Here is a 14464-nt window from a genome sequence, read left to right as displayed (position 1 = left end):
TCTTATACCCAAAATAATTGGCGTTGCCTCTAGCCGGCAAGCGAGCGCGTTTCGATGAGCTTACTCGGGTAAGTTAACGCAGAAATAACGTCAATTATGATGGGTATACATTGTGCGTCGCAGCATCTTATTAAGGGAACCCAATGTCATCATTACAAATCTCGCAAGGCATTTTCCGTCTGAGCGATACGAAAACGCTCACGTTGGCGGATTTGAAGATTGAGCAATCTGCGTCCTGGGCTTTTGTCGGTGCCAACGGCAGCGGAAAATCGGCGCTCGCCAGAGCTTTGGCCGGTGAGCTGGTCGAGCTCAACGGGCAACGCGAGTGCAGCTTTCAACATGTGGTGCGCCTCTCCTTTGAGCAACTACAAAAATTAGTTGCCGATGAATGGCAGCGTAATAACACCGATTTGCTTAGCGCCGATGAAGATGATACCGGCCGCACCACTGCGGAAATTATTCAGGAACAGGTGAAAGACGCACAGCGTTGTGAGCAATTAGCCGCGCAGTTTGGCATCAGCAAACTACTAAGCCGCCGCTTTAAGTACCTGTCGACCGGCGAAACACGCAAGACGCTGCTGTGCCAGGTGCTGATGCAACAACCTGACTTGTTAATCCTCGACGAGCCTTTTGACGGTTTAGATGTTAACGCACGCGCTCAGTTGGCCGAACTACTGGCTACCTTGTCGCAGCAAGGGCAAACGCTGGTGCTGGTACTTAATCGTTTTGATGATATTCCTGAATTTGTCGAGCACGTTGGCGTACTGGCCGATTGTTCATTAGTATCCGTTGGTCCACGTAAGCAAGTCTTAGCCGACGCTCTGGTTGCCCAACTGGCCCACAGCGAAAATCTCAGCGGCATGGCGTTGCCTGAACCGGAAGATCCTAGCCAACGCGCTACGCTTCCTGCCGATCAGCCGCTGATTATTTTGCGTAATGGCGTCGTGCAATACGATGATAAGCCTATCTTACATGGCCTTACCTGGCAGGTTGATCCTGGCCAGCACTGGCAAATTGTTGGGCCTAATGGTGCGGGTAAATCAACCTTACTCAGTTTGATTACCGGCGATCACGCTCAGGGTTACAGTAACGATTTAACGCTATTTGGCCGTCGTCGCGGCAGCGGTGAAACTATTTGGGATATCAAGCGCCATATTGGTTATGTCAGCAGCAGCCTGCATTTGGACTATCGCGTCAGCTCTAGCGTGCGTAACGTTATTTTGTCAGGTTTTTTTGATTCGATTGGTATCTATCAGGCGGTCTCCGACCGTCAGCAAAAACTTACGCAACAGTGGCTAGAGTTACTTGGTCTTGGCGGCAGCACCGCGGATACGCCGTTCCACAGCCTGTCATGGGGGCAACAGCGTTTGGCGCTGATCGCCCGGGCACTAGTAAAACACCCTGCTCTGTTGATTCTGGATGAACCTTTGCAAGGTTTAGACCCGCTTAACCGCCAGCTCGTGCGGCGCTTTGTCGATGTGTTGATTGGTGAAGGCGAAACGCAATTGCTGTTTGTGTCGCACCACGCGGAAGATGCGCCGGAATGCATCAGCCACAGGCTGAGCTTTATTGCTGATGGGGATATTTATTCATATCAGCAGGATGTGCTACGAACCTAGCTTGGGGTTTTCTTCTAGCCAGAATGGCTTATTAAATTTTAAGGCTTTAAAAAGCCTTTAAAAGGTTTGAATGGCAAATATTTCGGTTTTCTAGGTGTAGCGCTCAATGCGGTATTTGTGCCGAAACCGAGCAAAGGGAGAAGGACGTCTCCCTTTGCAATCCCACGTCTTTTCCACATTTTTACTTCTCGTTTTGCGGACAGCTTGTTTCAGGTAGCGCGGTGATAGGCGCAAATAACGGGCCTTTGGCCTGCCTTCGCTCGGGATTCGGACCGGCTCGGTAAAGATGTCGCCGTTTCTCACCTCTCGCTCAGCGTTATTTTGAGTGCGCCTTGCTGGTTTTTTTAAGGTCAAAAGCTGAGTTCGCTAACTGTTTTTCGCAAATTCATAAGCGCTTTCTGATGTTCAAAAAAATGCCGTCACTGTTTGTTATTTGACCATTTCCGCCATTTTAAAATGGTCAAAATTGCTCAAATACGCATCAAAAAGTAAGGCGCAGGAAATATTTTTTCGGTGGTTGGTATCCGCAAATGGTCACTCAATCAAGATGAAATTTGCGACGCCACGAAAACGGCGCGAGTCGGATATCAAAGATGACACCCTGAAATCACTCGGCGTGGCTGAGCCAGAGTGCTGCGTATCTGGCTTGGTCAGTGTACCTAACGCCGTCACATTATCAGCGGCATTGGGCATAGCAAAATATTCAAGGTTTCAGAGGCCCACAGCGCTTTTTCAGATCGTACAAAACTGTGCCATGGCAGTATTGCCAAACCAAGTGTAATCGATTACATAATAATATTCTAATCGCCCTATTCAACATATTCCCATCTCAGAAAAACTAGGCGAAATCTGCACTAAAGGACAAAAAATATCATGTAATCGATTTCATAATGTTTTAATCAGATCACTATTTTTATCCAAAGAGAGTGTTATTTTTATCAAATCATAGCGAGAAGGGATTTTATATGTACGTCTTAGTGACAGGCGGTAGCGGTTATATTGGCAGCCATACTTGTGTGCAGCTGATTCATGCCGGCTTTACGCCGATTATTTTGGATAATCTGTGCAACAGTAAAGCCAGCGTGCTGGAGCGTATTGAGACTTTGACGGGCAAAACACCAGTGCTGTTTAAAGGTGATATTCGCGATCGCGCGCTGTTGGATCAGATCTTCGGCCAGTATGATATTCATTCTGTGATTCACTTCGCCGGCTTGAAAGCCGTTGGTGAATCAGTGAATAAGCCGTTGGAATATTATGATAATAACGTTTACGGCTCGTTAGTGCTGGTTGAAGCGATGCGCGCTGCTGGCGTGAAGAACCTCATTTTCAGCTCGTCCGCTACAGTCTATGGCGACCAGCCGAAAGTCCCTTATGTCGAAAGTTTCCCAACCGGAACACCGTCCAGCCCTTATGGCCGCAGTAAGCTGATGGTTGAACAAATCCTGCAAGATTTACACCGCGCCGAGCCAGATTGGTGCATATCATTGCTGCGCTATTTCAACCCGGTCGGGGCGCATCCTTCCGGCTTAATGGGCGAAGACCCGCAAGGCATTCCTAATAATCTGATGCCGTTTATCGCACAGGTTGCCGTTGGCCGCCGCGAGTCGCTGTCTATATTTGGTAATGACTACCCTACCGAAGATGGTACTGCCATTCGCGACTATATTCATGTGGTCGATCTGGCAGATGGCCACTTGGCGGCAATGAAAACGTTACACAACAAGCCAGGCGTGCATATTTATAATTTAGGCGCGGGCGTGGGTAAAAGCGTGCTGCAAGTCGTTAATGCCTTCAGCGAAGCCTGCGGAAAATCCGTTAACTACCATTTTGCCCCACGCCGCGAAGGGGATTTACCCGCTTACTGGGCCGAACCGACTAAAGCCGCTAATGAACTCAATTGGCGCGTGAGTCGTTCGCTCGAAGATATCACCAAAGATACTTGGTTGTGGCAGTCGAAGAATCCGCAAGGATATCCAGACTAAAAACTGCACCAAAAGGCATGTATTAGTGCCGTCAATTTGGACATGGGATGCGCGCAACAACCTGAACGCATCCCTGATTCAAAATGGCAAACAGCCTAGCCTGTCGTAGTAAGGAAATCGTATGTCTGAGTTTAACCCGATTGATCACCCTCATCGCCGCTATAATCCTTTAACCGACCAGTGGGTTATGGTTAGTCCGCACCGGGCCAAACGCCCGTGGCAAGGGCAACAAGAAACACCCTCACAAGAATCCTTGCCTCAGCACTCTCCTGATTGCTTTTTGTGCCCCGGCAATAAGCGGGTAACCGGTGATGTGAATCCTGATTATCAGGGAACATTCGTGTTCACCAATGATTTTGCCGCGCTGATGCCCGATACTCCTTTTGCCCCTGAAAGCGACGATCCACTGATGCGTTGCCAAAGCGCGCGTGGCACCAGCCGGGTGATCTGTTTTTCTCCCGATCACAGCAAAACGCTGCCGCAACTTTCACTTGCTGCGCTTGAGCAAATCGTTGTCACCTGGCAACAGCAAAGTACGGAGCTGGGCGCGACGTATCCTTGGGTGCAGATATTCGAGAATAAAGGCGCGGCAATGGGCTGCTCTAACCCGCATCCGCACGGTCAAATCTGGGCCAACAGCTTTTTGCCGAATGAAGCCGAACGCGAAGACCGTCTGCAACGTCATTACCTCGAAAAGTACGGTAGTCCGATGCTAGTTGATTATGTGCAGCGAGAATTAGCCGACGGCAGCCGCACAGTGGTCGAAACCGAGCATTGGCTGGCAGTGGTACCTTACTGGGCGGCTTGGCCGTTTGAAACGTTGCTACTGCCTAAAGCACAAGTACAACGCATCACCGAGCTGTCAACTGCGCAGCGCAGTGATTTAGCCATAGCGCTGAAAAAACTGACCAGCCGCTATGACAACCTGTTCCAGTGTTCCTTCCCCTACTCTATGGGCTGGCACGGCGCGCCTTTTGTTGAGGGCGACCAACGCCACTGGCAGCTACATGCTCATTTCTATCCGCCGCTGCTACGCTCAGCAACGGTGCGTAAATTTATGGTTGGCTATGAAATGCTGGCCGAGACGCAACGCGATTTAACCGCAGAACAAGCAGCCGAACGTTTACGTGCGTTAAGTGATGTTCATTACCTTGAAGCCGGAGTGAAATAATGACAATAAAAGATAACGCCCTGGAAATTTTTGAACAGAGCTTCGGTTATCCCGCAACCATCGCCGTCAGAGCCCCGGGACGCGTCAATCTCATTGGCGAGCATACTGACTATAACGATGGCTTTGTCCTGCCATGCGCCATTGATTACGAAACGGTAATCGCCTGCGCTCAGCGTAACGATCGCAGTATCCGGGTTATCGCCGCCGATTATGATAATCAGCAAGATATTTTCTCCCTTGATAATGTGATTGTCAGTGATCCGACGAAGCCTTGGGCGAATTATGTGCGCGGTGTAGTGAAACATTTACTGCTGCGCAATAGTGATTTTTCGGGTGCAGATTTAGTGATTAGCGGAAACGTGCCACAAGGCGCGGGTTTAAGCTCTTCAGCATCGCTCGAAATCGCGGTTGGCAAAGCCTTAACGGCGCTCTATGACCTGCCGCTAAGCGGTGAGCAATTGGCACTCAACGGTCAGGAAGCCGAGAACCAATTTGTCGGGTGTAACTGCGGGATTATGGATCAGTTGATTTCGGCGCTGGGTAAACAAGATCACGCGCTATTGATCGATTGTCGATCGCTGGAAACGAAAGCGGTCTCGATGCCGAAAAACGCCGCAGTGGTGATTATCAATTCCAACGTTAAACGCGGATTGGTTGATAGTGAATATAATACCCGCCGTCAGCAATGTGAGGAGGCTGCTCGCTTCTTTGGCGTAAAAGCACTGCGCGATGTCAGTATCGAAACGTTTAACGCTCGTCAACCTGGCTTAGATGCGGTTGTCGCTCGGCGTGCTCGCCATATTATTAGCGAGAACGATCGCACAACCGCAGCGGCAAAAGCGCTGGCCGCAGGAGACCTTAAAACCATGGGCGTACTGATGGCCGACTCTCACGCTTCGATGCGTGATGATTTCGATATTACCGTCCCTGCGGTCGATACCTTGGTCGACATCGTCAAATCAGTCATTGGAGAACAAGGCGGTGTGCGCATGACCGGCGGCGGCTTTGGTGGCTGTATTGTGGCGCTGATTCCAGAAAAGCTTGTCGACTACGTCCGCCATGCCGTCGAGAGCGAATACTCGGCACAAACCGGGCTGAAAGAGACCTTTTACGTTTGCCAGGCATCGCTGGGTACCAGCGTATGTTAAATCCACAGCTCGCTCCCGATGGACGCCCCTTTAATATTGTCACCCTGAAAAATATCTCAGGTACCACGGCGACGTTAATGGATTGGGGGGCAACATGGCTGTCGCTGCAACTGCCGTTGCAGGACGCAAAACCACGAGAGTTATTACTAGGTTGTCAGCATCCGGCTGACTACCTGATTCAGCGTGCCTATCTCGGTGCCACTTTAGGTCGTTATGCTAATCGTATTGCCAATGCGACGATTGAGATTGATGGTAAACCCCATCTTCTGACGGCAAACCAGCGCGGTAATCAATTGCATGGTGGGCCGGAAGGATTTGATAAACGTCGCTGGCAAATACTTAGCCACAGTGCACAACAGGTTAGTTTTCAGCTGGTATCTGCTGATGGCGATCAAGGCTTTCCCGGCGAGTTAACCGCGCAAGTTGACTACGCTTTGACCGAGGATAATCGGCTGGAGATTCGCTATCAGGCGAGCGTTGATAAGCTGTGCCCGGTAAATCTCAGTAACCATGCTTATTTTAATCTTGATGGTGAAGGTACCGATGCTCGGCAACAGACTTTACAGCTATTTGCCGATCAATTCTTACCGGTAGATAGCGATGGTATTCCACAAGATCGGTTAGTTGACGTCGCGAATAGCGGGATGGATTTCCGCATTGCTAAAACCGTGGCGAAAGATTTTCTACAAGACAGCTATCAACAGCGTGTAAAAGGTTACGATCACGCTTATTTGTTACGGCACAGTTGCCACCATGCAGCAAACCCGGCGGCACATTTGTGGTCAGCCGATGGAAGGGTGAAAATGAGCGTCTTTACCTCGGCCCCGGCCTTACAATTGTATAGCGGTAATTTTCTCAGCGGTGCGATTAACCGCGCTGGCGGTCAGTACCCGAATTACAGTGGGATAGCACTTGAGAGCCAGTTTCTGCCTGATAGCCCTAATCACGCTAACTGGCCACAGCGGAGCTGCTGGATAAAACCAGGCCAAATTTACCATTCATCAACGGCGTATCAATTTTTCTCGCTGTAAGCACAGTAATATTTAGTAACAGACTGTCTGGTAATCTTCCGACGCATTTCTCTTTGTTTGTTATAATTTTTCCGGGTTTGCATTGCGCAATTTTCGCGTAAGCTCGGCGAAAAATGTGAAGTGCATCACATCATGATATTCCCTTTCCCTTACAAAACCAGTAAGCCCATCTACGCTTACTGAATGTCCTGATGAACAGGACTTCACAAAGGAGTCAGTTATGCGTTTACCTGTTGTGTTATCTCTATTAGCCACATTGTGTATCGGTGGAAATGCCTTGGCTGCTGAAACGACCAAGACCCCTTCCCCCGCGCAGGCTGCTCAACGTCAAAAAATGACCGATTGTAATCAACAAGCTACCACGCAATCTCTGAAGGGCGACGAACGCAAGACGTTTATGAGCCACTGCCTGAAAGCAGAAACTAAATCGGACAGCAAGGTCACACCACAGCAGCAGAAAATGAAAAGCTGTAATGCCGATGCTGCCAAGAAATCCTTGAAAGGCGATGAACGTAAAACCTTTATGAGCCAGTGCCTGAAAAAAGCGGCGTAATCTTCAAGCAATAACATACCCAAAAAACTTCAAAGCCAGCCACTCTGCCACTTGAAGGATAAAGGGAATAAAACGCGCAGTGAGATCAATCAAACTGCGCGTTTCGTTTATTTGCGCGCTGAAATTCGCTATGGTGTTGCCAGTTAATATTAAGCAACAGATTTCCTGCGCGCTGGCAAACCGAATCCGATTGCTGCCAGCGGGGTCCAGGCAATATAATGATAACAGTTATCATTGGAATTTCAGTAAATTGAGGAATTTAGCTATGGCAGTAACCAAACTGGTTCTGGTACGACACGGCGAAAGCGAGTGGAACAAAGAAAACCGCTTTACTGGCTGGAAAGACGTTGAGCTTTCTGAAAAAGGCAAAGTAGAAGCAAAACAAGCAGGTCAACTGCTGAAAGAAGAAGGCTTCCAGTTCGATTTCGCTTACACCTCTGTGCTGAAGCGTGCGATCCACACTCTGTGGAATGTATTGGACGAGCTGGACCAACCTTGGTTGCCAGTTGAGAAGTCTTGGAAATTGAACGAGCGTCATTACGGTGCGTTGCAAGGTCTGGATAAAGCAGAAACTGCACAGAAATACGGTGATGAGCAAGTTAAGCAATGGCGTCGTGGCTTCGCTGTAACTCCACCAGAGTTGAGCAAAGATGACGAGCGTTTCCCAGGCCATGACCCGCGTTATGCAAAACTGTCTCCAGCAGAGCTGCCTTGCACCGAGAGCCTGGCGTTGACTATCGATCGCGTGATCCCTTACTGGACTGACGTTATCAAACCACGCATCGAAAGCGGCGAGCGCGTTATCGTTGCTGCGCACGGTAACTCTCTGCGCGCACTGGTTAAATACCTGGATAACCTGAGCGAAGACGAGATCCTTGAGCTGAACATCCCAACAGGTGTTCCATTGGTGTATGAGTTTGACGAGCAGTTCAAACCTATCAAACACTACTACCTGGGTAACGCTGACGAAATCGCTGCAAAAGCAGCTGCCGTCGCTAACCAAGGTAAAGCAAAGTAATTACCTCACCAGGTATGACTTAATCTCCGGGCCAGTCTATATGACTGGCCTTTTTATTGCCTGAAATAACCGGTTGCTCACTTTTGGCATTTATCATGATGTGGTCGTGGTTGTGATAAATCAGGCGATTTAAAATCAGTCAAAAAATCCGAATCCCACGATTCCACCAGCCTCACCTTTTTTTTGGTCTACGCTTGAAAGGGTGTCATGTCATCTATTCGTCATCGAGTATTTACCCCATCAAGGAGATTTTCATGTTTGATAAAATCAAAGACAAAGCGGAAGAAGTCGTAGGTAAAGGTCAGGAAGAGTTGGGACGTGCAACGCGCGATCCTGGCCTGCAAGCAGAAGGTGTGATTCGCAAAAATTTATCACAAGCTTCTTATGCGGTTAATGATGCGGTGGATACGGTTAAACGTCAGACTGCTGATAATCCCGTTCCGGCGCTGCTGATTGCTGCGGGCGTCGGTTTCTTATTGGGGAAATTGATTGGCGGAAGAAGTTAGTCTCCGCTTAATACAGATTCGTTTTATGAAATGTAGCCAATACATTGTATTACCCTGATAGCAAAAGAGCCGATTCAAGAATCGGCTCTTTTCATTGATGCCCGTCCATAAATGACGGTTCATCGCTATCAGACTACAACCTGATAGTTAGTGCTTACGCACGGCGGGCTTTTACCGCTGTCGCCAGGTTGCGCAGCAACGTTTCAGTGTCTTCCCAGCCGATACAACCGTCGGTGACACTCTTGCCGTAAACCAGTGGCTCGCCGCTTTCAAGACTCTGATTACCTTCGACCAGATGGCTTTCTACCATCACGCCGATAATCGCTTTTTCGCCTTGGCTCAATTGGCCGCAAACATCTTCACAGACTTCCATCTGCTTTTTAAATTGTTTGCTACTGTTAGCATGGCTAAAGTCGATCATCACTTGCGCCGGCAGGCCGCCTTTTTTCAGACCGTCTTTCACTTCTTGCACATCTTTGGCGCTGTAGTTTGGCTCTTTGCCACCACGCAAGATGATGTGGCAGTCGCCGTTACCGCTGGTGCTAACAATGGCAGAATGGCCCCATTTGGTCACAGACAGGAAGCTGTGCGGCGCACCTGCAGCGTTAATCGCATCAATCGCCACTTTAATGGTGCCATCGGTACCATTTTTAAAACCTACCGGACAAGACAGGCCGGAAGCCAGCTCACGGTGAACTTGAGATTCCGTGGTACGCGCACCAATAGCGCCCCAGCTCATCAAGTCGGCCAGATATTGTGGCGTGATCATATCCAGGAACTCACCCGCCGCCGGTAAACCGGTGTCGTTGATATCCAACAACAGTTTGCGGGCAATTCTCAAACCATCATTGATCTGGAAACTGTTGTTCATTTGTGGGTCATTAATGAGCCCTTTCCAGCCAACAGTAGTGCGTGGTTTTTCAAAATAAACGCGCATCACGATTTCTAACTCGCCGTGCAACTCTTCACGCATTTTTAGTAAACGCGCTGCATATTCTTTAGCGGCTTTCGGGTCGTGAATAGAACATGGACCTATGATCACCAAAAGACGATCGTCGCTTCCTTTCAGGATTTTGTGGATAGCATTGCGTGCTTGGTAAACGGTTTTAGCCGCTTTATCGGTTGCTGGAAACTTCTCAAGCAGAGCAACCGGAGGCAAAAGTTCCTTGATGTCTTTGATACGTAAATCGTCGTTTTGATAATTCATAACTATTCCATTGGGTATTTCATATAGGCGGAGCTTAACGCTGAACGCATACAATCTAACGGCAATGCGTAAGCGTGTAAATCGACTTTCTGCTACAAACCTCGCTTTATCCGATTGCCAAGAGGCTGTCATACGCTAGGCTATTTATTATGCAAACATTTCTTAGTTTTAGGTTTGCAGCGTAAGTCTCTGAACACATCATCAGATAAATGGAGAGAATGTTATGAAAAAACTCGCAATTTTACTGCTGACGGCAGGTATGGCGCTGGCAACCAGTGCGGCGTTTGCTGAAGGCAGCGATGCTGGTTCAAATAATGGCAGTGCCAATGCCAGCAATGCGCCAGGTTCTGTTGAGAAAATCGCGCCAAACAATGTTGATAACAGTAAGATCAACAATACCAGCAAGCCAGAAAATGAAGTGCACCATCAGAAGAAAGCCCATGAGACACACCAAAACAGCAAAGTAAAAGATCACAAAAAGGCTATGTGTAAAGATGGCCGTTGTCCGGATCAAGTGCCTGGAACGAAAGAGTCTAAAGCAACGGGCAGCTAATATTCTGCCTCAGTTAACTTATAGAGGGAGCAAATGTTCCCTCGCGATAATTTGGTTAGACTAAGCATTGAAGTCGCTACATACAGCGGATAATAAAATACCACCAAGGAAAATTCATGTCGGTTAGATCTTTATTGCCCAGCGATCCCAATAGTCGTCGACTGTTTCTCGCTTTTATCGTAACTCTGGTGTTTATGATAGCCGAGGTAATAGGCGGGATAATTTCTGGTTCGTTAGCGCTATTAGCAGACGCCGGTCATATGCTTACCGATGCGGCAGCGTTGCTCGTCGCATTAATGGCAATACGCTTTGCTAAACGTAAACCGAACGCACGCCATACTTTTGGCTATTTGCGCCTCACGACAATGGCGGCCTTCGTCAATGCTGCTGCACTATTAGTTATTGTCGTGTTGATCGTCTGGGAAGCCGCTAAGCGCTTGCTGACTCCAGAACCGGTATTAGGTGGCACGATGCTGGCAATCGCTATTGCCGGACTGTTCGCTAATCTTTTTGCTTTCTGGCTACTGCACCGGGGAGAAGAGAAAGGCAATATCAACGTCCGAGCCGCTGCCCTGCATGTTATGGGAGATTTACTCGGGTCCGTTGGTGCTGTTGCAGCAGCTTTAATCATTATGAAGACCGGCTGGACGCCAATCGATCCGATTTTATCTGTGCTGGTTTCTTGTCTGGTATTACGTAGTGCCTGGCGTTTAATGAAAGAGAGCTTCCATGAATTGATCGAAGGAACGCCACAAGAAATTGATATTGATAAGCTTGGCAAAGACTTATCAATGGCGATCCCAGAAGTACGCAACGTGCATCATGTTCATGTGTGGCAAATTGGCGAGCAACGCTTGATGACGCTGCATGCTCAGGTCATTCCCCCTCGGGATAACGATGCGTTACTTGATAAAATTCAGCATTATTTATTAGAAAAATATCAGATTGGCCATGCCACCATCCAAATGGAATATGGTCACTGTGACACACCTGATTGTCTGATCAGCACGGTTCCAACCACCGGTGGTCACAGACATCATCATGGGCACGAACATCATCACGGACATAGTCACTAAACGTTGTTGAAGATATAAGGCTGTCGAGGGTATAAAAGCACAACGCCTCCACAAATAGGGAGGCGTTGTCGTTAAGCGCGCTCTTTGCAATCGCTAGCGGCGGCTCAAAGGCAAAGAGCCACTCGCCGATGCGCTTTTGATCCACAGCCAGGAACCATTCAGCGCTATCAAGGTCAGTAAGACATATTCTAACGCCATCGCATAAACCCCCTGATAAGCAAAAATCGCTACGCTAATCACGTCAATCACCAACCACAATAACCAGTTCTCAACATATTTGCGGGTCATTAGCAGCATGGCAACAATCGATAGCACCATCATTGTTGAATCCCAGAACGGGAAGGCGTCGGGTTGTAGTGTAGGCATCTGTACATTAAAGCCCGCACTTTGCATCAAGCTCACTGCCAGCCCGGTCAATACCGCAAATACCCGGTCGATATTGAACGTCATCAATAGAATGCCGGCGACGCTGATGAGCGCCCATATCAGCGCTTTACGACGAGGTAGCCAGCGGATTTTTAATTCCGCTTGATTATCAACTGTCGTCCGACTCCAGGCATACCAGCCGTAGATGTTGGCGGCAAAGAAGAAGATTTGCAGTAATAAGCTGGCATACAACTGAATCTGGAAGAAAATGATCGCGAATAAGGTGACGTTGATTATCCCAAAAGGGTAAGTGATAAGTTTTTCTTTACTCGCGTACCAAATGCATAGCAGGCCAAATAGCGTACCAATTGCTTCTATCCACGATAAGTCATACCCGCCTTTACCTATTGGGATATGAACCAAAATATTGCTGGTACTAAAAAAATCCATAGCTTAACGTCCCCATAAAGATGTTTATTGCAGGGTTTATGTCTACCCTACTCGGTCAACCTACATACCCTTACACAAGCGACCTAAGCTATGTACAAAGCTCACCGCTTGAATTGGTATGCTCTTTTGCTTATCTCCCATACTCAGTAAAGCAGATCCCACAGGAAACAGGATAAATTGGCTTTTTCAAGGCTATCGCCTCTTTACCAATAGCAATCAGTGTTTTTGATAAAAAACAAAATACTCTGCAAAACACGTAAAGTCGCGTTTTTTTTACATAAAAATGAAAAATTGTTTAGCATACTAAAATTTAACTTAAATACTTAAGATAGGCAATGACTTAGAGGAGAAGACGCAAACGCACAGCAGTACCGATACACACAACCTATGCCAAAGCCTTTCATGATGGTGATCTTGCTAGTGACAATGTAAAAACACATAGCTAGTGTTAATTATTATCATGTAAAACCGCAATACAGGCGCATTCATAATAAATAATGTTCGCGTTTAATTACGTTTTTTTCACTATTTTATCTGGAATGTAACATCGCAGTCTAAACCACTAATAATAAGCCACCACTAATTATGAAAAATCCAGTGCAATCTAGTTTTAAAACAAATGTGAGCGACACGTACATAAATAAAAATTAGTTGTACATGTAATAGTTTCAGTTGACTTTGATCAACTTAAACAAGAAGGAATAACAGTTAATATCCCACAAGATAATAATTATAAAATTGTCATTATATTTACCCTCATCATTTCGAACCATAATAACTGTCCGGGGAATACACAGATGAAGAGTTTCATTTTTTGGACTAACGCCTAGTGTTGTTTTGTACTAATTGGGGGCATTTACTCTATGACTCCCTTTTAAATTTCATATTTCAAGCTCATGAGATAGAACCTTTTTTAGTCGATAAAACGTGTCTCAAGACCCACCTTCAACATTTCGTTTTGCTGCTAAACGATAGTGGCCGTATGCCAACAGTCAGCGCCTTCCCCTTACTGCATTTTGTTTGGCCAATCACAGGAAAAAGCCTAGCAGGATCTTTTATAGCTCATTATTGAATGCACAAGAAAAAACTTAGCTATTGAGATAGCTCTTTTTATTATCGATGGAGATAAAACATGCAGGGTAAAAATAAAAAAAAACGATGGTTTATCATTTCAGCATTACCGTTACTCATATCCATTACTGGCTCCACGAGTAATCATGCTCTTTGGTACGGTGATACCTTTAATTGCTCGACTAAAGCCATTATGCATTTTCAAAAGTCACAAAAAGAATCAGTAAATGCAGATATTTATTTTAATTTTGACGGTAAGGGAGCAGGCATAATTGTTATCGAAGGACGTACCGACTCATCCTCTGGGGAGCTGAACTTACAGCGCAATGTTACATTCAGCTATACCAGTACACAGATATCTGCTGATAAACGCGATTACAAAATTAATCACTGGGTGGCTAATAAGTCATCAACAGATCAATCACCTGACATTATTTTTGATTACTTTATCCATGAAATGTCTGATAACCATGATGCCCTATTGTTGAGTTTGAAAAAAATGAATAGCTCTACTGTGCTGCTCAGTTCAATCGATTCCCCCTTGTATATATGCAATCTGAAGCCAAGCGGCAGTATCGCTTAACGCAGAGCAGTAACTAGGTTGGTGTAGGCAGGAATCGATAATCCCAGGTTCCCCTGTCAACAACGGGTTAAAAGTGATCCACTTTTCATCATCACCAACGGTTCAATATTGATCCACCGTTTTACTCAGG

13 protein-coding genes are annotated in these 14464 nt (G+C 47.0%); 11 read left to right on the top strand and 2 right to left on the bottom strand.

What is annotated here, in order from left to right; genetic code table 11:
- Positions 1-143: 143 nt before the first annotated feature.
- From modF to ACL9RG_RS16495, 8 genes are all read left to right on the top strand, one after another.
- Positions 144-1619, top strand: coding sequence for a molybdate ABC transporter ATP-binding protein ModF (gene modF, locus ACL9RG_RS16530; RefSeq protein ID WP_422793727.1), 1476 nt, complete (start codon positions 144-146; stop codon positions 1617-1619).
- Between the two features lie 965 nt (positions 1620-2584).
- On the top strand, positions 2585-3601 hold the full coding sequence (galE, locus tag ACL9RG_RS16525; protein ID WP_422793726.1) for a UDP-glucose 4-epimerase GalE: 1017 nt from the start codon (positions 2585-2587) through the stop codon (positions 3599-3601).
- A 121-nt stretch (positions 3602-3722) separates the two neighbouring features.
- On the top strand, positions 3723-4772 hold the full coding sequence (gene galT, locus ACL9RG_RS16520; RefSeq protein WP_422793725.1) for a galactose-1-phosphate uridylyltransferase: 1050 nt from the start codon (positions 3723-3725) through the stop codon (positions 4770-4772).
- Complete coding sequence (gene galK / locus ACL9RG_RS16515) at positions 4772-5920, top strand: galactokinase (protein ID WP_422793724.1); 1149 nt, start codon at positions 4772-4774, stop codon at positions 5918-5920. The genes galT and galK overlap by 1 nt, the downstream gene beginning before the upstream one ends.
- Positions 5914-6951: a galactose-1-epimerase gene (gene galM / locus ACL9RG_RS16510; protein ID WP_422793723.1), complete on the top strand. Its 1038-nt coding sequence runs from the start codon at positions 5914-5916 to the stop codon at positions 6949-6951. The genes galK and galM overlap by 7 nt, the downstream gene beginning before the upstream one ends.
- A gap of 220 nt (positions 6952-7171) precedes the next feature.
- Positions 7172-7504: a PsiF family protein gene (locus tag ACL9RG_RS16505; RefSeq protein ID WP_422793722.1), complete on the top strand. Its 333-nt coding sequence runs from the start codon at positions 7172-7174 to the stop codon at positions 7502-7504.
- A gap of 265 nt (positions 7505-7769) precedes the next feature.
- Positions 7770-8522 (top strand): 2,3-diphosphoglycerate-dependent phosphoglycerate mutase, encoded by a 753-nt coding sequence (gene gpmA / locus ACL9RG_RS16500; RefSeq protein WP_422793721.1) that lies wholly within the window; start codon positions 7770-7772, stop codon positions 8520-8522.
- Positions 8523-8776: 254 nt separating this feature from the next.
- Positions 8777-9028 (top strand): CsbD family protein, encoded by a 252-nt coding sequence (locus ACL9RG_RS16495; RefSeq protein ID WP_422793720.1) that lies wholly within the window; start codon positions 8777-8779, stop codon positions 9026-9028.
- A gap of 154 nt (positions 9029-9182) precedes the next feature.
- On the opposite strand, the gene aroG is transcribed toward ACL9RG_RS16495, so the two are convergent.
- Positions 9183-10235: a 3-deoxy-7-phosphoheptulonate synthase AroG gene (gene aroG, locus ACL9RG_RS16490; RefSeq protein ID WP_422793719.1), complete on the bottom strand. Its 1053-nt coding sequence runs from the start codon at positions 10233-10235 to the stop codon at positions 9183-9185.
- A 223-nt stretch (positions 10236-10458) separates the two neighbouring features.
- On the opposite strand from aroG, the gene ACL9RG_RS16485 reads away from it, so the two are divergent.
- Together ACL9RG_RS16485 and zitB are read left to right on the top strand one after the other, a co-directional pair.
- Positions 10459-10788, top strand: a complete 330-nt coding sequence (locus ACL9RG_RS16485; protein ID WP_422793718.1) for a protein YbgS — start codon at positions 10459-10461, stop codon at positions 10786-10788.
- 116 nt (positions 10789-10904) lie between these two features.
- Complete coding sequence (zitB, locus tag ACL9RG_RS16480; RefSeq protein WP_422793717.1) at positions 10905-11864, top strand: CDF family zinc transporter ZitB; 960 nt, start codon at positions 10905-10907, stop codon at positions 11862-11864.
- A gap of 93 nt (positions 11865-11957) precedes the next feature.
- On the opposite strand, the gene pnuC is transcribed toward zitB, so the two are convergent.
- Positions 11958-12680 carry a nicotinamide riboside transporter PnuC gene (gene pnuC / locus ACL9RG_RS16475; protein WP_422793716.1) on the bottom strand — a complete coding sequence of 241 codons (723 nt, stop codon included), beginning with the start codon at positions 12678-12680 and terminating at the stop codon, positions 11958-11960.
- Positions 12681-13812: 1132 nt separating this feature from the next.
- Between pnuC and ACL9RG_RS16470 the strand changes: the two genes are divergently transcribed.
- On the top strand, positions 13813-14334 hold the full coding sequence (locus ACL9RG_RS16470; RefSeq protein WP_422793715.1) for a FidL-like protein: 522 nt from the start codon (positions 13813-13815) through the stop codon (positions 14332-14334).
- The last annotated feature ends 130 nt before the right edge of the window (positions 14335-14464 follow it).

It is taken from the genome of Rouxiella sp. Mn2063, from assembly GCF_049319665.1.
Taxonomy (GTDB): Bacteria; Pseudomonadota; Gammaproteobacteria; order Enterobacterales; family Enterobacteriaceae; genus JBMOUD01.
Note: the sequence above shows the minus strand (reverse complement) of the source record. Positions and strands in the feature narration are given on the sequence as shown.

What these genes read in the sequence shown, in the direction of transcription:
- modF (WP_422793727.1), top strand. Translation starts at nt 144, where the DNA reads ATGTCATCATTACAAATCTCGCAAGGCATTTTCCGTCTGAGCGATACG.
- galE (WP_422793726.1), top strand. Translation starts at nt 2,585, where the DNA reads ATGTACGTCTTAGTGACAGGCGGTAGCGGTTATATTGGCAGCCATACT.
- galT (WP_422793725.1), top strand. Translation starts at nt 3,723, where the DNA reads ATGTCTGAGTTTAACCCGATTGATCACCCTCATCGCCGCTATAATCCT.
- galK (WP_422793724.1), top strand. Translation starts at nt 4,772, where the DNA reads ATGACAATAAAAGATAACGCCCTGGAAATTTTTGAACAGAGCTTCGGT.
- galM (WP_422793723.1), top strand. Translation starts at nt 5,914, where the DNA reads ATGTTAAATCCACAGCTCGCTCCCGATGGACGCCCCTTTAATATTGTC.
- ACL9RG_RS16505 (WP_422793722.1), top strand. Translation starts at nt 7,172, where the DNA reads ATGCGTTTACCTGTTGTGTTATCTCTATTAGCCACATTGTGTATCGGT.
- gpmA (WP_422793721.1), top strand. Translation starts at nt 7,770, where the DNA reads ATGGCAGTAACCAAACTGGTTCTGGTACGACACGGCGAAAGCGAGTGG.
- ACL9RG_RS16495 (WP_422793720.1), top strand. Translation starts at nt 8,777, where the DNA reads ATGTTTGATAAAATCAAAGACAAAGCGGAAGAAGTCGTAGGTAAAGGT.
- aroG (WP_422793719.1), bottom strand. Translation starts at nt 10,235, where the DNA reads ATGAATTATCAAAACGACGATTTACGTATCAAAGACATCAAGGAACTT.
- ACL9RG_RS16485 (WP_422793718.1), top strand. Translation starts at nt 10,459, where the DNA reads ATGAAAAAACTCGCAATTTTACTGCTGACGGCAGGTATGGCGCTGGCA.
- zitB (WP_422793717.1), top strand. Translation starts at nt 10,905, where the DNA reads ATGTCGGTTAGATCTTTATTGCCCAGCGATCCCAATAGTCGTCGACTG.
- pnuC (WP_422793716.1), bottom strand. Translation starts at nt 12,680, where the DNA reads ATGGATTTTTTTAGTACCAGCAATATTTTGGTTCATATCCCAATAGGT.
- ACL9RG_RS16470 (WP_422793715.1), top strand. Translation starts at nt 13,813, where the DNA reads ATGCAGGGTAAAAATAAAAAAAAACGATGGTTTATCATTTCAGCATTA.